At 68.7% G+C, this 18,612-nt stretch carries 7 protein-coding genes and 1 pseudogene; 4 read left to right on the forward strand and 4 right to left on the reverse strand.

Features of this window, described 5'->3' with window-relative positions; all coding sequences use genetic code 11:
* Positions 1 to 177 precede the first annotated feature (177 nt).
* Positions 178 to 3,747: a sodium/proline symporter PutP gene (gene putP, locus IG62_RS49825; RefSeq protein ID WP_037838132.1), complete on the forward strand. Its 3,570-nt coding sequence runs from the start codon at positions 178 to 180 to the stop codon at positions 3,745 to 3,747.
* A 759-nt stretch (positions 3,748 to 4,506) separates the two neighbouring features.
* Here the strand turns inward: putP and IG62_RS44480 are convergent.
* The 3 genes and pseudogenes from IG62_RS44480 to IG62_RS0111190 all read right to left on the reverse strand — a co-directional run.
* A pseudogene (locus IG62_RS44480) lies at positions 4,507 to 4,723 on the reverse strand (IS5/IS1182 family transposase); the annotation flags it as partial.
* 58 nt (positions 4,724 to 4,781) lie between these two features.
* Entirely contained in the window at positions 4,782 to 5,174 is a 393-nt protein-coding gene (locus IG62_RS44485) for a glyoxalase (RefSeq protein ID WP_078871931.1), read from the reverse strand.
* 365 nt (positions 5,175 to 5,539) lie between these two features.
* Positions 5,540 to 6,316, reverse strand: a complete 777-nt coding sequence (locus IG62_RS0111190) for an alpha/beta fold hydrolase (protein ID WP_030800460.1) — start codon at positions 6,314 to 6,316, stop codon at positions 5,540 to 5,542.
* A gap of 111 nt (positions 6,317 to 6,427) precedes the next feature.
* Between IG62_RS0111190 and IG62_RS0111195 the strand changes: the two genes are divergently transcribed.
* Positions 6,428 to 7,255 (forward strand): helix-turn-helix domain-containing protein, encoded by an 828-nt coding sequence (locus IG62_RS0111195; protein WP_030800462.1) that lies wholly within the window; start codon positions 6,428 to 6,430, stop codon positions 7,253 to 7,255.
* A gap of 804 nt (positions 7,256 to 8,059) precedes the next feature.
* On the opposite strand, the gene IG62_RS0111200 is transcribed toward IG62_RS0111195, so the two are convergent.
* Positions 8,060 to 8,353, reverse strand: a complete 294-nt coding sequence (locus tag IG62_RS0111200) for a DUF1330 domain-containing protein (RefSeq protein ID WP_030800465.1) — start codon at positions 8,351 to 8,353, stop codon at positions 8,060 to 8,062.
* A 179-nt stretch (positions 8,354 to 8,532) separates the two neighbouring features.
* On the opposite strand from IG62_RS0111200, the gene IG62_RS0111205 reads away from it, so the two are divergent.
* Positions 8,533 to 9,609, forward strand: coding sequence for a GlxA family transcriptional regulator (locus IG62_RS0111205; protein ID WP_107052948.1), 1,077 nt, complete (start codon positions 8,533 to 8,535; stop codon positions 9,607 to 9,609).
* Positions 9,610 to 11,056: 1,447 nt separating this feature from the next.
* Positions 11,057 to 18,580, forward strand: a complete 7,524-nt coding sequence (locus IG62_RS0111210) for a SpvB/TcaC N-terminal domain-containing protein (protein ID WP_234326395.1) — start codon at positions 11,057 to 11,059, stop codon at positions 18,578 to 18,580.
* Positions 18,581 to 18,612: the final 32 nt, after the last annotated feature.

The following is an 18,612-nucleotide window of genomic DNA, read 5'->3' on the forward strand; positions in this document are numbered from 1 at the left end:
GCCCTTCTGCAGCGTTGCGCGCGACTGTGGCACGGATAGGCCGTTCGGCACCGGCGTGGAGGTGGCGGCCGCCGCCTGGCCACACAAATCGGTACATTTACCCGCCAGGGTGGACCGGGCTCCCAGGCGCGCCTCTGGTCGCGCCCGGTGCTCATGGACCTCGCAGACGAGGAGAATATGTTCGATTTGAGTGCGCCGATCGTGACCACGTTCCTCGTGTATGCGGTCGCCATGATCGGAGTGGGCGTCTGGGCGTACACCCGCACTCACACCTTCGCCGACTTCGCCCTGGGGAGCCGCAGGCTCAGCGCGTTGGTCGCCGCCCTGTCCGCAGGGGCCAGTGACATGTCCGGCTGGCTGTTTCTCGCGTTTCCCGGAGCGGTGTACGCGGCCGGCATCGGCGCCAGTTGGATCGCAGTCGGCCTGGCGGTCGGCACCTACCTCAACTGGCGGTTCGTCGCGCCGAGGCTGCGCACCTACACCGAGCGTGCCGAGAACGCCTTGAGCCTGTCGGCCTACCTGGAGGAGCGGTTCGAGGACCGCACCCGGATGCTCAGGATGGTCTCGGCGGTGGTCACCCTCGTGTTCTTCACCGTCTACGTCGCCAGCGGTCTGGTGGCCGGCGGGTTGCTGTTCGAGCATGTCTTCGACGTCCGTTTCGGGCTCGGGGTGACCCTGATGGCCCTGGTGATAGTCATCTACTCGGGCCTGGGCGGCTTCCTCGCCGTGAGCCTGACGCACGTGATGCAGGCGACCCTGATGTTCCTCGCCCTGCTCGTGGTCCCCCTGACCGGTATCGGAGCCCTCGGAGGCTTCCGGGAACTGGCCGATGCCCTCCACAAGAAGGCACCGGGCCTGCTGGACATGGGGTCCAAGGTCAACTACGCCGACGGGCAGTGGTCGGCAGGCGGGTCGCTCGGCGCCGTCGCGATCGTTTCGCTGCTCGCCTGGGGCCTCGGCTACTTCGGTCAGCCGCACATCCTGGCCCGCTTCATGGGCATCCGCAGCACCCGTGCCATCCCCGCGGCCCGCCGTATCGAAACGGGGTGGGTCGTCGTCGTACTCGCCGGCGCCACACTCGTCGGCCTCGCGGGGATCGGGCGGCTCGGCACGCCGCTCCACGACCCCGAGACGGTGTACATCGTCCTCAGTCGCCTCCTGCTCAATCCCTGGATCGCCGGGGTGATGCTGATCGCCGTACTGGCCGCGATCATGTCGACCGCGGACAGCCAGCTCCTCGTGTCGTCCGTCGCGCTCACGGAGGACTTCTACCGCGCGTTCCTCAAGCGGCGCGCTCCGGACAGGGTGCTGGTGCGGGTCGGCCGCGGCGCCGTCGTCGCGGTGATCCTCGTGGCCTTCCTGATCGCGCTCAACGGCGGCGGGCTGCTGGGCATCGTCGCCTACGCCTGGGCGGGCTTCGGGGCCGCCTTCGGGCCGGTCATCCTCCTCTCGCTGTACTGGCCGCGGATGACCTGGGCGGGAGCCATGGCCGGGATCGTGTCGGGCGCGACCACGGTGCTTCTCTGGAAAAAGATCAATGGGCTGCTCGGGCCACTCGAATCGGGCATCTACGAAATGGTGCCGGGTGTACTGGTCGCCACGGTCGCCGCACTGGTCTTCGGCCGGTTCGTCGGCCAGCCGCCGAAACGGGCCTTCTGGCGGATGCCGGGAGGCGGGACGAGCCAGCTGATGCTCACGCCGTTCCTCACCCACGCACCGGTCGGCATGGCCATCCTGGATACGGATCTGCGCTACGTCTGGGTGAACGAGCCCCTGGGTCGCCTGATCCCCCTCGAACAACGACTTGGGCGGCAGGTGGGGGAAGTACTGCCGAGGGCCGAGGCGGAAGCCTTCGAGGAGCGGATGCGCAGGGTTCTTGAGACCGGGCACCCGGTGCTGGACTACGAGTTCCGCAGCCCCAGCTACGCCGATCCCGACCGTACGCGCGCGGCCTCCGCCTCGTTCTTCGCCATGAAGGACCGTCAGGGCCGGTACGTGGGCATCTGGTACATGGTCATCGACGTCACCGAGCGCTGGCGGGCCCAGGAACGCCTGGCTCTGCTGAACGACGCCGGTGCCCGTATCGGCAGCACACTGGAAGTGACGCGGACCGCGCAGGAACTGGCCGACGAGGTCGTACCGTCCGTCGCCGAGTTCGTCGCCGTCGACCTGCTGGACTCGGTCATGAGGGGCGAGGAGCCGGCTCCCGGACCGGTCGGCATGACGCCCGTCATCCGCCGAGCGGGGCAGCAGTCGGTGCGCGAGGGCTGTCCGGAGGCGTCTCTGGCCGTGGGCGAAACGGTCCGGCGCGCTCCCTCGTCGCCCGTGACCCGCTGCCTGTTGGAAAGCAGGACTCTCGTCGAACGGATCCTGGACCGCTCCACCAGTGCCTGGGTGACCGAAGACCAGTCACTGGGCGCCTCCATCCGTGAGTTCGACTTCCGCTCGCTGATGGTGGTTCCGGTGCGGGCGCGGGGCGTCACCCTTGGCGTGGCGACGTTCGCCCGCTCCCGGCGTCGGGGTCCCTTCGAGGACGACGACGTGCGTCTCGCGGAGGAACTCGTCTCCCGCGCGGCGGTGTGCGTGGACAACGCGCGCCGCTTCACCCGCGAGCGCACCGCGGCCCGCTCCATGCAGCGTTACCTGCTGCCGCAGGAGCTCACGGGAGGGTCCGCCCTGGAGGTGGCGTCGTGGTATCTCCCGGCGGATGCCCCCAGCGGTGTGGGCGGCGACTGGTTCGACGTGATTCCGCTCTCCGGTGCCCGGGTTGCCCTGGTCGTCGGGGACGTCGTCGGACACGGCATGAACGCGGCGGCGACCATGGGGCGTCTGCGCACCGCGGTACGCACGCTCGCCGATCTGGACCTCCCCCCGGACGAACTGCTGGCCCACCTGGACGACCTGGTCATCGGCCTCATGGGGCCGGCGGAGGCCGAGGACGAGGCTGCGGGTGCCGCGTTCATGGGTGCCACCTGTCTGTACGCCGTGTACGACCCGGTCAGCAGACGGTTCACGCTCGCCCGGGCCGGTCACCTCCCACCGGTGATCACCGGCCCCGACGGCACCGCCAACGTCCTCGACCTGGCCGCCGGACCGCCACTCGGCCTCGGGTATCTCCCCTTCGAGTCCGTCGAACTGGAACTGGCCGAAGGCAGCCTCATCGCCCTCTACACCGACGGCCTCATCGAGACCTTCGACCGGGATCTCGACGTCGGGCTCTCCCGACTGGGCGACGCCCTGGTGGCGCCCGCTCAGACGCTGGAGGAGATCGGTCTGCGTGCGGTCGACGCCCTGCTGACCGGTCCGCCAGCCGACGACGCAGCCCTACTCCTCGCCCGTACCCACGTCCTGGCTCCGGACCGGGTCGTGTCATGGGAACTGCCCAGCGACCCGGCGGCCGTGGCGAACGCCCGCGCCCTCACCGGCCGGCAGTTGACGGAGTGGGGCATGGACGACCTGACGTTCACCACGGAGCTCATCGTCAGCGAGCTGGTCACCAACGCCATCCGCCATGCGACCGGACCGGTAAGTCTGCGCCTGATCCGGGACCGCGGCCTGATCTGCGAGGTCTCCGACGCCAGCAGCACTTCGCCGCGCCTGCGCCATGCCCGGACCACCGACGAGGGAGGGCGGGGCCTACTGATCGTGGCTCAACTAGCCCGGCGATGGGGCACCCGTTACACGATGACCGGCAAGATCATCTGGACGGAGCAGGACATTGCCGCCAACATGGGCGCCCGGTGGTGAGCGGGTCCCGTACAGGCCAGGCAAGACGGTAACCCGGATCCCACGGGCCCGCGTCGTGGGCGGACCGCGCAGGACCGCGCTGCAGCACGGCACCTACCGGTAGGCGCCAGACGTAGTTGCGAATAAACAATTTCCGGACTGCTCGGAGAATTCGCGTCCGAGCTCGTCCACGGGATGCATACCAAACTCGCCAAAGATAAGTTGATCGACTGATTTTGCCGCCGTGAGCCTAGTCGGCCCGTTCACTGTGGCCGCGAGGTCGACGATGGGTGGGGTTCCGCCATCAAGGGCGGTACGCATCTTCAGTACCGGCGTTCTCGGCGCCACCCAGACCAAGGGCGGGAGGACCAGGCTCAGCGAATTCGCCGACGCCGTCAACGCCTACACGATCAACGACGCATCGCCAAGCAAACATTTCCTCGCCATCGGAAGCTTGCAACTTCGGCGTTCGCCACATTGCACACAGTTCGCCACATTGCACACAGCTGGATACCGACAAAGAGTGACACTGAAGAACGAGCTCGGGATGCGGAAATTATGGAACGGCACCTTTAACCAATTCCTGGGTTTAAGCTAGATTTCTCGCTTATTGATGTCTCGTCGTCCCACATTTCGTCCGCCGACCGCATCAGAAGTCCGCCGGACAGTACTTCTCCACCTGCCAAGCGGGCGAGGCGAGACCAATCGCCTCAAGTGCCACCGTCCTGTGGCTACCGCCGAGGACGGGGTACGCCCCGTCCGCCGGACACCGCAGCGCGCGAACGATGGCGCTGGTTGCCGGAGAGTGAGGTTGGTCCGCCGGTACGCCGCGACCAGCAACACAGATCCGCCAGCGGCAGGCTCCAAGGACGGCCCCTACGGACCGGATCCGCCCCCTCGCATCTCAAGGCCGCGATCCGGCTGCCCAACTGACGTGGGCTCAGCCCGTGAAGGGCGCCATCCAGGACGTCCTCGACGCCGTGATCACACCAGCCATAGCAAGATCATCTCGCTCGTAACCAGCAGGTACGGGTCATCTCGCAGCCATGCCTCCGTCAGCGATCGCGGACAGGTTCAAGGAACTCAAGCCGATTGCCCAGCCTGTCGAACGCGTAGAAGCGATTGTGTCCAGGGAAGTTGTCATCCCAGGTGACGCTCACCCCATGGTCTTCCCATCGCGTGGCGAGCGCTTGGAGCGAGGTCACAAGAATGCCCGGATGCGCCTTCCGGTTCGGACGGAACTCCTCTTCAACCCCCAAGTGGACCTCCAGACCACCGCCGCGAAACCAGCACCCACCACGAGCCGCTAGCGTCGGCGGCTTCTTGAGCTCTGTCATCCCGAGAACGCCTCCCCAGAAGTCGCGGCAGAGCTCTTCAGTTCCTGGAGGGATGGCCAGCTGCACGTGATGCAGGCCACCCAAGGCGTATCCGAGCGCTTCTTGAGTCATCTCTCCTCCTCACCTTCCAGGCGGAAATCTTGATGTCAAGATAATGAGGTCGCATGGATCCGACAAGAGGACGGCTGGGCAGGGACAGGCAGGCGGATCGAGTCATGCCAAGTCACAAGAAGGGGGTCGCTGGGCCCGTTGGGGGCGTGAGACGGGGAGGCGACTGGTGCATGACGGTCGCCGCTCACCGCGTTGTCCCGGACCCCGGTCGGCTGGCTCGGGGAACAGGTCGTCCACGATGCGGTGCCGGCCGCTGTGCGGCCGGAGTACAAGCAGATCTGTCGGGTGCGGTGCAACGTGGCAGGGCCTGTCCCGGCCCCGTGGGCGGATCAGGGGCACAGCCCGTCGTCGGGCCGCGGGGACGGTCAGGCTGCCGGCGCGAATGCGGTGATGGCGTCGACGAGGTCGGCCGGGGCTTCCAGCGGGATCAGGTGACCGGTGTGGGGGACCACCACGAAGTCGGCTTGGGAGAGGTAGGGCACCAGGTTGTCGCGGAGCACGCCGACGGGCTCCACCTGGTCGTGTTCTCCGGCGACGACGAGAGCGGGCACGCTGACCATGCGCGCGTGCTCGGTGATGTCCTGCGCGATGCCGCGCCGCGGCCACTCGGTGCGGGCGGCGTCGGTGACGGTCCGCGAATCGGTCACGATCTGCGCCTTGACCGAAGCGGGCAGCTCGGTCGCGGTGAGGACGTGATCCCGCGCCCCGGCCACGGACTCGGCGGAGTCGTAGGCGTGCGACAGGGCTTCCTGGTACTCGGGAGTGACCTGTGCGGCGGGCTTCGCCGGGCCGGAGCCGACGAGAACGATGCCGCGCAAGCCGGCGGGCCGGGTGGCCGCGACCAGCTGTGCGACCTTGCCCCCCATCGAATGCCCCACCAGGACGTAGTCGGTGACCCCCGCATCCGCGAGCACGGCGAGCATGTCGTCGGCGAGCTGACCGAGCGTATAGGGACCGGGCAGAGCGCTCGACCGGCTCCACCCGCGGAAGTCGACCGTGAGCACGTCACGGCCCGCCAGGCGGTCGACGACGAGGTCCCAGGTGCGGGCAGAACCACCCCAATAGTGCAGGAACACCAGAGTCGGCCCGGTCCCCGGCCGATGGTCGTAAGCGGGCAGAAGCGTCTGCTGCGTCGTGTTCATGATGGCTCTTCCGGTCGATGCTCTAGGCGATTGCCCTGTGTATTCATTGAAACTTCTGCACCCGCGCGGGGCATCGGCGTGACTGGTCGCCCGATGGTGAAAACTGGACACGTGAGCGTGATCCGGCAGATGACCTACCAGCCCGCAGGACGCCGCGCCGCCTCGGTCGAGACGATGACGTTCGGCCGCCTTCGCGAGCTGAACGACGGCGGCACGCAGCGCGCCGACTTCCACGTCCTTGCCGTCATCGACGCCGGACCCGGCTCAGTCACGGTCGATTTCCACCTCCACCCGCTCCGAGATCGGTCCGCGGTGTGGATTCCCCCCGGCGCGGTGCACCGGTGGGACGACATCGCCGAAGTGGCAGGGCACCTCGTGCTGTTCGTGCCGACCGCGCCGGTCACCCACGCCACCCGAGAACTCGTCGCCTCCCCGGACCTGGCCGCGCACTGGAGCATCCCCGACGCCGACTGGCCCTTCGTCGACACGGCGCGCAGCCATCTCCTCCTCGAAGCGTCCGCCCCACCCAGTGACTCCTCGACGGAGCTGCCCGAAATCCTGCTCTCCGCGCTCATCACCCGGCTGCACCCACCGCACGCCGAAGCACGGCTCACACATCCGGTGTTCCGGTTGTTCCGCTCCAGCGTCGAAGCGCACTTCCGGCAACACCACGACGCCGGCTACTACGCCCGTGCGCTGGGATACGCGCCCCGCACCCTCTCACGAGCGGTGCAGCAGGCCACCGGCCGCACCGCGAAGGCGTACATCGTCGAACGGATCACCCTGGAAGCCAAACGGCTCCTCGCACACGACCGCCTCACCGCCGCGCGCTGTGCCGACATACTCGGCTTCTCCGACGCATCCAACTTCTCGGTGTTCTTCCACAAGGCCACAGGCAAACGCCCGGGCGCGTGGCAGGCGACGGTGGCCGCCGAGTGAGGAGATGCGCACAAGAACACTCATATCTGTCATCACGTGGCGTCACAACCCCATGATCACCTGAACTCCACGCTCACCTCTCTGTATCGGTGCGCCACCGTGCCTACCCGCGCGACCTCTTATGGGACAAGCCTCAGCGGGCGCCGGCGCCACGTTCGGTCACAGCTGGCGGCCGTCTCGGCTGTCGGCCGTCTCGGCTGTCGGCCGTCTCGGGTGGTCCTTTGAGGGCAAAGGGCGGGGTCACAGCCTTGCGAACCGGTCTCTGCCGGCCGCATCAGGCCGCTGGGGTCGGAGTCGGTGACGGGGCTACTGCCCGCGTAGGTGGAGCCGTTGAGGGACTGCGAATCCCAAGGCCAGCAGCCCCGGCCGGGACCTGCGCCCGCTGCGCGACCCGGATGCTCCCGAGTGGGACGAGGACGACGGGGCCCTGGACTGGCCTGGGCTTTCCCAGGCTGCGCGGGTGTCATCCGCGGTCGCTGACCCGCTGCGCCTCGCCTTGATCGTCAACCTGCGCCACACGGTCGCGAGCCGGTCGGGTCAGTCCGCTCTGCGGTGATGGCCCGGACGCCTTCGGGCGGTCACAGCCCAGATGGATGCAGGATGCGCCCCTGGTCATCGAGCCGTGTGTGCGCTGGACCGATCTGTCGTGCGAGAAGCGGTTCGCGGTTCGCTTCGGGCGAGCGTGAGTTTCGTCGACGAGGTCAGCGAGACAGTCCAGCCGGCCCGGACCTCGTCTCGTGAGTCGTCGTTGAGCACCGTGTGCGTATCAGGTGACGGATGCTCAGCGATGGCTGGGCCCGCCGGTCAGTCGATGCCTTCGATGATGCGGAAGTCGCGCTCGAAGCCGTCGGGGAGGGCCACCAGCGCCTTCTGGTATGCCTCGCTCTCGTATGCCGCGACCGCCTGTTCAAAGCTGTCGAACTCGATCAGAACGACGCGTTCGGTGATTCCGGCCTCGTGGGCGACGACTCGACCGAAATTGGACAGGACGCGCCCGCCCCCAGCCCGGACAGCCAGACCCGCCAGCGCGTTGTAGTCAGTCAGCCCCTCAGGGTCGGAAATGGCGGGGTAGACACTGACCCCGTAGCCCTTGGCCATGGAAACCTCCTGTGCTCGGCCGGACACGTCCGACTCGAATTGACACTCAGATTGCTCGATCCCGACGACGGCCCGGGGGCGAGGTTCTCAAATACCTCCGTCGAGGTCATGCCTCGATCCTTGCCGTTCGAGCCGGCCTCGGCCATGGCGGAATGGTCAGCCTCCGATACATTCTCGCCATGACCGTCCACCATGCCGCCCCCGGTCCTCCCGGCGCCCGCGACCTAGCCGGTCGCACCGCCGAACTGGATCGCGCGATGCGCCCAGAACCGCGACCTGGCGCCCACAAGGTGGTCGTCCTCGTACTCGACGGGATCTACCCCTTCGAACTCGGCATACCTCAACACGTCCTGGGCTCCGCCGGTGGCCGCTACGAGGTGGTGACCGCGGGCGTGGACGGGAAGCCCGTGCGCACCGTCTCGGACCTGACCGTCACACCCGGGCACGGCCCTGAGGTGCTGGCCGAGGCAGACACCGTGATCATCCCTGGGTACGCGATCACCCAGGCCCCGGCCGCCGCCACGGACTCGAAGGCCCTGGACGCGCTTTCCAGCGTCCGGCCCGGTACCCGTCTGGTGTCGATCTGCAGCGGTGCCTTCCTGCTGGCCGGCACCGGTCTCCTCGATGGGCGTCGGGCCACCACCCACTGGGCACTCGCCGACCGCTTCCGGGAACTGTTCCCCCGGGTCGAGCTCGACACCGGCGTTCTTTTCGTCGACCACGGTGACGTGTTGACCTCAGCGGGGGCGGCCAGCGGCTTCGACGTCTGCCTGCACCTGCTGCGCCAGGACCACGGCACCGAGGTCGCCAACCAGGTCGCCCGCTACTGCGTCATGCCGCCGTACCGGGACGGCGGGCAGGCACAGTACATCGAGCGGCCACTGCCGCCGACTGACGCAACCGGCACCGGGCCGACCCGCGACTGGGCATTGCAGCGGCTTGAACTACCGCTGTCGCTGGATGAGTTGGCCGCGCACGCGGCGATGAGCACCCGTACCTTCGCCCGGCGCTTCAAGGAGGAGACCGGTCTGAGCCCCGGCCGCTGGCTGACCTCGCAGCGGCTGCGGCGGGCCCGGCACCTGTTGGAGTCCAGCGATCTGCCGGTGGAACGCGTCGCCCACGAGGTCGGATTCGCTACCGCCACCTCGCTGCGGCGGCACCTCGCGGCGGAGGCCGGAGTCGCCCCGTCGGCGTACCGTCGCACCTTCCGCGCCCCGGACCCGGCCCCCGCCGATGCGGGCTCCATTCCCGCCTAGCCACGACGCACCGTACGCTTCCCGGTGGTTCATCCGAACCTCTGCGCCGGGCGCACATCAGGGCGGTGACCGCCATCGCGGCGATGCCGACCAGCACTGCGGTGGTGCAGGCGTGGTCGTTCGGGAAGAGATGACCGGTGTCGGTCGCCAGGACCAGGCCGCCTATCGCGCTGCCCAGGGAGTACCCAACACTGCGGACGACGTAAGGGCGGCGGCCCCGTCGCCCTGGTCGGCGCCGAGGAGACATATCGACGATCGCCAGCGCCAATGGCCTGCTGAGACAAGAGAAACAGGTGGACCACGACTCGGCCGGCAGCATGCGCGGCGTTGCCTCGACCATGCCGGAACGAACCACAGAAAGATTCCGGACAGAATCTCCCATTGGTGGGGCAGTCGGGACGCTGATCCGTCACCGTCGCCGTGGCGGTCACCCAGACTTTCACAAACGGTCCCTTGCGCGAGCAAGATCAAGACCAGGCCGCCAGACCCCGCCCGACACTCGATCGGTTCTCACCACCCGTTCTCACTCAAAGCCGGGACAGACTCCCTTCTGAGACTTGCATTGTGCGAAAATCCGGGCCCACGACGGACCCTCAGCACCCTTCCTCGGTCGACCGGTCGGACGCGGACGACGTCGAACGATCGACAGCGGCGGTCCATCGGGCGGTCCGCGGGCGATGCGCTCGGCCAGGGTGGCCCGGTAGCCGTCCAGCGCGTCCTGCAGATTGCGCAGTCGCCCTGCGACGGTCGCCCAGTTCCCGTCGCCACGAGCCTCGGAAGGTTCGCCACCACCAGCGCACTCCCCACTGCCGCGGCCGTCCGCGGATCAGTCTCGTAGTCGCCCCGCGCGTTCCTCATCGTGGACGGCTCGCGATACGGGGACGGGGTGCCGCTCGGTGCAGAAGTCACAGGACCGTCGTCAGGCCTGGAGGGCTCACAACAAGGCGAAGTGGATGCGCGCGATGGTCCGTTCGCCGGTCGTCAACTGCCCTGGAGGGTTGGCAACTTGCCGACCGCGAAGGTGCGGGGCCGCGGCGGGTTCGATTCGTTATCAACCCTGAAGGGCTCGCAAATCGGATCGCAGAGCGACGGTGGGGTCGGCGCCCGCTGGTCGTCATAGGCCCTGGCAATACGGCACGAGTGCGCAGGTGTCAGGAACTCATGGAGACTCCACGCTCCTCGGCGAGCGGGTGGCGCGGGCTGTCGAGTCGGTGCAGTCAGATCCTGCCGAACGGAAGGAAGTTCTTCCCTTTCACGCATTCACTGCCGAAGGGGTATCTAGCGGCGACCACGACGCCCTACTCTGGAGCCGCCCCGGTCGCGTCGACGGACGTACGGACGTGGTGTACGGCAGCGCGCCGGTGCGGGCGATCCGACCTGTCCGTCCGTCCCGGTCGTGTGCCCAAGTCCCCGGGCCCGGTGCACCGCGTCACCCAGGGAGGCGAACGTGCCCAGTGGGGCTGGCCCGACCGATTCCGCACCCATCGCGCCCTCCGTCGACACCGCCCCGGGAACTCCCAACGCTCCGGTGATCTCGCTGCCGAAGGGTGGCGGCGCCATCCGGGGAATCGGGGAGAAGTTCACCGCGAACCTGGTGACCGGCACCGGCGGGCTCTCGGTTCCCCTCGCGATCAGCCCGGGACGGTCCGGGTTCGGCCCGTCCTTGACACTCGCTTACGACTCCGCTGCCGGCAACGGCCCGTTCGGGATCGGCTGGGGTATCGGACTACCGGCGATCACCCGCAAGACCGACAAGGGCATCCCGGGCTATGCCGACGACGGCGAGGACTTCGAAGACACCTTCATCCTGTCCGGCACGGAGGACCTTGTCCCCGTCCTGGTGGAGCGCGGTGGAGAGTGGATCCGGAATCGCCGGTCGTGCAGGGTGGACGGCTCGGATTATGTGGTGTGCCGATATCGGCCGCGCGTGGAAGGCCTCTATGCGCGCATCGAGCGGTGGACCGACGTACGGTCCGGCGACGTCCATTGGCGCTCGATCAGCCGGGACAATGTCACCACCGTCTATGGACGTGATGCCGCCAGCCGCATCGCCGACCCGAACGATGCGCGCCGGGTGTTCAGTTGGCTGATCTGTGAAAGCCATGACGATGTCGGCAACGCGGTCCGCTACGAGTACAAGACCGAGGACGGCAGCGGCGTCGATCTTGCTGCCGGCTGCGAACGCAACCGCACCGCGGCCGGTCGCGCCGCGAACCGGTATCTGAAGCGAATCCGCTACGGAAACACGGTTTCCCGGCTGGTCTCCGACGATTCGGACCATATGTTCGAGATCGTATTCGACTACGGCGAACACGACGAGAGTACGGCCGAAGTCCGGCCGTGGGCCTGTCGCCTGGACCCGTTCTCCTCCTACCGGGCCGGATTCGAGATTCGCGGCTACCGGCTCTGCCGCCGGGTGCTGATGTTCCATCATTTCCCGGACGAGCCCGATGTCGGTCGTGACTGCCTGGTGCGCTCCACCGAGCTGGTATATCGCGGCGATGCCGAGCGGGGCGGGGTGACGGGCGCATGTTTGGAGTCGGTGTCACACAGCGGCTGGCGGCGGGATTCCGGTGGATATCTCACCAGGTCGATGCCGCCACTGGAATTTTCCTATTCCCAGGCCGAGATCGACACCGAGGTACGCACGCTCGACGCGGCTGACCTGGAGAACGCGCCGATCGGCGTGGACGGATCGGTATACCGATGGACGGACTTGGACGGCGACGGGCTGGCCGGGCTGCTCACCGAGCAGGCCGGGACCTGGTTCTACAAGCCCAACCTCGGTGGTGGCCACCTCGGACCGATGCGCGTGGTACGCAGCCGCCCGACCGGCGGCCGGACCGAGCTGCTGGACCTGGACGGCGACGGCCGCCCGGCCGTGGTGGATTTCGGTGGCACCACACCGGGGTTCACCGAACGGTCCGACCAGGACTGGGAGGTGTTCCGGCCGTTCCGGTCCCGACCGAACCTGGCCTGGGACGACCCGAACGTGCGCTTCGTGGACCTCAGCGGCGACGGCCGGGCGGACGTGCTTGTCACCGGCGAGCCGGGCTGGACCTGGTATCGATCGCTGGGCGAGGAGGGATTCGACACCGGCCGCCGGACCTGGCCGGCACGGGACGAGGAATCCGGGCCGCAACTGGTCTTCGCCGACCGCACCTCGTCGATCCACTGGGCGGACCTGTCCGGCGACGGGCTCGCCGACCTGGTCCGGATCCGCAACGGCGAGATCTGCTACTGGCCGAACCTGGGCCACGGCCGGTTCGGCGCCAAGGTCGGCATGGACGGCGCTCCCCGGCTCGACAGTCCGGACCAGTTCGACCCGGCCAGGATCCGGCTGGCCGATGTCGATGGTTCCGGCCCGGCGGACCTGATCTACCTGCACCGCGACGGGGTCCGGCTCTACCTGAACCGTTCGGGCAACGCGTGGAGCGCTCCGCACGCCCTGCCCGTGGCCTTTCCCCGGATCGAGAACGTGTCCAAGGTCGCCGCGATCGACCTGCTCGGCTCCGGCACCGGCTGCCTGGTGTGGTCCTCGCCACTGCCCGCCGAATCCGGCCGGCAGCTGCGCTATCTGGATCTGATGCGCGGCGGCAAACCCCATCTGCTCACCGGGGTACGCAACAACCTGGGCGCCGAAACCCATATCCGCTACGCCCCCTCGACCCGCTTCTACGCCGAGGACGCCGCCGCCGGGCGCCCGTGGCTGACCCGGTTGCCGTTCGTCGTGCACCTGGTCGAGCGCGTGGAGACGGTGGACGCGATCGGTCGTCACCGATTCGTCAGCCGGTACGCCTACCACCATGGCCATTTCGACGGGCCGGAGCGTGAGTTCCGGGGTTTCGGCATGGTCGAGCAGACCGATACCGAAGCGTTGGAGGCGTTGGCCGAGGCCGGCAATGTGGACGAGGCCACGTACCGGCCGCCCACGCTCACCCGGACCTGGTTCCACACGGGTGCGTTTCTCCCCGGACAGCGGATCTCGCGGCAGTTCGAACGCGAATACCACAGCGATGACCTGTTACTGCCCGACACGGTGCTGCCGGACGGCCTGACCGCCGACGAGGCCCGGCAGGCATGTCGTTCCCTGAAGGGATCGGTGCTCCGCACCGAGGTGTACGCGCTCGACGACAGTGACGCCGAAAGCCGCCCGTACCGCGTCACCGAGCACAACCATTTGATCCGGATGCTCCAACCGGCCGTCGGCCACGCCGACTCGACCGGCGCGCCGCATGCGGTTTTCGACGTACACCCCAGGGAAACCCTGACCGGGCACTACGAGCGCACCGTGGACCCGCGGGTCGGCCATGAGCTGACCCTCGCCGTCGACGCATACGGCAATGTGCTGCGGTCGGTGACCGTCGGCTACGGCCGTACCCGCCCCTCCCCCGATCTCGATGAGCGGGACGCGGGGCCGCAGCGGCGCACGCATATGGTGCTCACCGACCACGACTACACCAACGCCGTCGAGGAACCCGACAGCCACCGTGCGCCCCTGCTCTGCCGGACACGCGCCTTCGAGGTGCTGGCGCTCCGCCCCGCCGGGGACCGGTTCACCCACGCCGAGCTGACCCGCGCGCTGACCGGCATCGATCAGACGATTCCCTACCAGGACTGGGACGCACTGCCGGCGAAACCGGCACTCCGGCTCACCGAGCATGTACGCACCCTGTACCGGAGCGACGACCTCTCAGGGCCGCTGCCCCTCGGCACGCTCCAGTCCCGCGCGCTGCCCTACCAGGAGTACCGACTCGCCTTCCCCGACGGACTGGTCACTGCGCTGTACGGGGACCGGGTCGACGAACCGATGCTGCGGACCGCCGGATATCTGCCGCACGAGGGTGGATGGTGGGTCCCCTCGGCGCGGACCGCGTACGCGCCACCGGACACGAGCGAACTGGACTACGCCGAACGCCACTTCTTCCTGCCCTGCCGGTTCACCGATCCGCTCGGTGAGACGTCGACGGTCTCCTACGACGACTACGACCTGCTCCTCGTCGACAGCACCGACCAACTCGGCAACCGCTACACGGTGGGTGAGCGCGACGCCGACGGCAGGACGCTCTCCCAGGGCAACGACTACCGCGTGCTGCGGCCGGCCCTCGTCACCGATCCCAACCGCAACCGGGTCCAGATGGCCTACGACGTGCATGCCAGGGTCGCCGGGACCGCGACCATGGGCAAGCGCGAGGAATCCCTCGGCGACTCTCTGGACGGCTTCGACCCCGACCCGTCACCCGCGCTGGTGGCCCGATACCTCGCCGATCCGCTCGCGGCCGGACCTGCATTGCTCAAGTCGGCGGGGAGCAGGTTCTGTTACGACGAGTCGGCATTCCGGCTGCGCGGGGAACCGGCCATGGTCGCGACCCTCGCCCGGCACACCCACCAGTCCGACCTCGCCCCTGGCGAGCAGAGCAGGATCACCCACACGATCGCCTACAGCGACGGTTTTGGACGCGAGGTCCAGTCCAAGGTCCAGGCCGAACCCGGTCCGCTGTCCGAGGGCGGCCCGGTCGTCGAGCCCCGCTGGGCCGGCACCGGATGGACGCTCTTCAACAACAAGGGCAACCCGGTTCGTACCTTCGAGCCGTTCTTCACCGAGACCCACGCTTTCGAGTTCGCGGTCATCGCCGGGGTGAGCACGGTGCTCCTCTACGACCCGCTGGAGCGGGTGGTCGGCAGCTTGCATCCCGACCACACCTATGCGAAAACGGTGTTCGACCCGTGGCGGCAGCGGGTGTGGGACGGCAACGACACCGTGCTGACCGACCCCCGGCAGGATCCGGACATCGGCGGCCAGGTCCGCCAACTGCTGGCCACGGAGCCCGGGTGGACCACATGGCATGCCGCGAGGGCCGAAGGGGCGCTCGGCCCCGAGCAGCGGCGCGCCGCCGAGAAGGCCGCACTCCACGCGCACACGCCCACCGACACCCATCTCGACTCCCTCGCCCGCCCGTTCCGCACCGTTGCGCACAACCGGCACGCCAAGGACGGGACGCTCGTCGAGGAGCGTCTGGTGACCCGGACGAGCACGGATGTCGAGGGCAACGTCCGCGAGGTGCGCGACCCGCTCGGCCGCGCCGCGATCCGCCACGCCTACTCGATGGCGGGCATGCAGGTGAGCCGGGCAGGCATCGACTACGGGGCCGGGGCACTGCTGCCGGACGTGCTCGGCAACCCCCGCTGCACCTGGAACAGCAGGGGCTTCCGGTTCCGCACCGAGTACGACGCCGGCCACCGCCCGGTGCGCGCCTACGTCAGCGGTCCGGGCCTCGCCGGTGAGGTTCTGCATCAGAAGACCGAATACGGCGAGGACCCGGCCCGCAACCTGCGGACCCGGGTGTTCCGGCGGCACGACGGTTCCGGTGTCAGCACCCACGAGGCGTACGACTTCCGCGGCAACCTGCTGGAGGCGACGCGCCGGTTCCCGGTGGATTACCGGCGAGCGCCCGACTGGCGGGAGGAGGTCGCGCTCGAGGAGGAGGTCTACACCGGCCGCACCCGATTCGACGCGCTGGACCGCCCCATCAGCATCACCAGCCCGGACGGCACCATGGTCCGGCCGTACTACAACGAGGCGAACCTGCTGGAGCGTCTCGTGGCCACGTCCGACGGCAGGGACACCGTGCTGATCGCGGGGGTGGAGTACAACGCCCGCGGGCAGCGCACCCGGATCGACCACGGCAACGGCGCGCGGACCCGCTACACCTACGACCCGCTGACGTTCCGGCTCACCGCGCTGCGTACCCGCCGTGAGCGGCCGCGTTCCCGCCGTGAGCGCAGGACGGTGCAGCACCTGGCCTACTGCCACGACCCGGTCGGCAACATCGTCTCGATCCGAGACACCGCGCAGCAGAGGGCGTTCTTCCGCAACCGGGTCGTCGAGTCCGGCGCGGACTACACCTACGACGCGGTGTACCGGCTCATCGAGGCGACCGGCCGGGAACACCTCGGCCAGACCGATCCCGGTGACACCGGCGACGCGCCCAGGGTGGGACTCGCGCACCCCGGCGACGGTGCCGCGATGGGGCGTTACCTGGAGCGGTATGTCTACGACGCGGTCGGCAACATGCTGACCCTGGAACACCGCGCGTCCACCGCTCCCGGCTGGACCCGACGGTTCCGGTACGCCGGGCCCAGTGCGCTGGAACCGGACGTGACCGGCAACCGGCTGAGCGGTGCGGGCGACGGCGAATTCGCCTACGACGCCAGGGGGAACACCACCGCCATGCCCGGCCTGCCGGTGCTGCGCTGGGATCCCGAGGACCAGTTGGAGACCACCGCCCGGCAGGTCCGCGGCGGTGGAACCCCGCAGACGACGTACTACTCCTACGACGCCACCGGACAACGCGTCCGCAAGGTCACCGACTTGCCCTGCGGCGAGGGTGGCACCGCGCGGAGAAGCAACGAACGACGCTACATCGGCCCGTTCGAGGTCTACCGGGAGTACGGCGCGGACGGCGCGGTGACCCTGGAACGCCAGACGGTGCACGCGATGGACGACACGCGGCGCGTCGCGTTGCTGGAGCGGCGGACCCGCGGCGCGGATTCCGGTCCGGAACACCAGGTCCGCTATCAGCTGGCGGACCATCTCGGATCCGCCACGCTGGAACTGGACGAGCGGGCCCGGATCCTCACGTACGAGGAGTACTACCCCTACGGCGGCACGGCCTACCAGGCGGTACGTGCCAAGACCGAGACGCCCAAGCGTTACCGCTTCACCGGGCGGGAGCGCGACACCGAGACCGGCCTGTACTTCCACGGCGCCCGCTACTACGCCCCGTGGCTGTGCCGCTGGACCAGCTGCGACCCGATCGACACACCTCAGGCCAGCTCGTACGAGTACGCCCATGGCAATCCGGTCGCGCTGGTCGACCTGGACGGCAGGAATCCGACGCCTCCCACGCACACCATCGACGACATCCTGGAGTTCGTTCGCAACCAGGCGGGATTCGAGGCCGGCGCCAGTACCAGCGCCGGCGCCATCAACCGGACGCCGCTGAACTTCAGCAGCAAGGCGGCGAGCCCGTTCGGCACCGCGGCGCACGGTCGCGTCGGCGGCGTACTGCGGGAGTTGCAGCAGCTGGGTGTGCAGGGCGCTGAGCGGATCTACGCCGATGTGCGGGTGATCGGCGGCACGATCACCGACATCGGCGTCCCACCGGGGGGTCCGAAAGGGGCGCACAACCTCGATGTGGTGGTCGCCAAGGCCGGTCAGACGCTGACGAAGGGGCAGAGCCTGCTCGGTGGCGTCGCCGAGGCGATCGGCGATTTCAAGTACGGCGGGGGCCGGATCTCCCAGAAGTACGCCGTCTATCTCTCCAAGCTGCTGACGCTGAACGCCCGTCCTCTGGCGGCCGCGGACTTCATCGAAGACGCCGCGTCCACGGCGGCCAACGTCGAGCAGGCCGCAGCGAGCACCCAGCAGGCGGTGACGTCCACGGTCTCCGCGGCCGCGACCGAGACCGCGTCCGTCGCCAAGACCGTTTCGACAACCGCCCAGGTGGCCTCCGAGACCGGCGTCGCGGCCAAGGCGGTGGGTACGGGAGCACGAGCCCTGCAGGCGGCCGCGCCGGTGCTCAAGGTGGTCGGGAAGGTGGCGGCCCCGCTGGCCGTGGCCGCCACCGCCCTCCAAGTGGCCACCGCGAAGACCACGGCCGAGAAGGTCGACGCGGGAATCGGTGTCGTGTCCACAGCGGTCGGTTTCGCGGGCCCGCCGGGGGCGGTCGCCGCGGTCGGCATCCAGGGGACCGCGTACGTCAGCGGCAAGGTGGGCGAAATCGTCACCGAGAAGACCGGCAGCGAGACCGCCGGGGTGGCCGCGGCCACGTTGACCGGAGCAGCGGCCGGGGCGGGGGTCGGCGCAGTGGTGGGAAGCATCGTGCCCGGAGTGGGTACCGCGGTCGGCGCCGGGGTGGGCGCGGTCGTCGGCGCCGGCATCGGATTCGTCAAGTCGTACTGGAAATAGTCGCGTTGGCACAGCTGGAACAGCTGGAATCG

Origin of the sequence: Streptomyces sp. NRRL S-337, from assembly GCF_000720175.1 — a bacterium.
GTDB lineage: Bacteria > Actinomycetota > Actinomycetes > Streptomycetales > Streptomycetaceae > Streptomyces > Streptomyces siderophoricus.

Coding starts and splice junctions, on each gene's coding strand:
- IG62_RS0111190 (WP_030800460.1), bottom strand. CDS start 6,316: ATGAACACGACGCAGCAGACGCTTCTGCCCGCTTACGACCATCGGCCG.
- IG62_RS0111205 (WP_107052948.1), top strand. CDS start 8,533: ATGACCGTCCACCATGCCGCCCCCGGTCCTCCCGGCGCCCGCGACCTA.
- IG62_RS44485 (WP_078871931.1), bottom strand. CDS start 5,174: ATGACTCAAGAAGCGCTCGGATACGCCTTGGGTGGCCTGCATCACGTG.
- IG62_RS0111200 (WP_030800465.1), bottom strand. CDS start 8,353: ATGGCCAAGGGCTACGGGGTCAGTGTCTACCCCGCCATTTCCGACCCT.
- putP (WP_037838132.1), top strand. CDS start 178: ATGTTCGATTTGAGTGCGCCGATCGTGACCACGTTCCTCGTGTATGCG.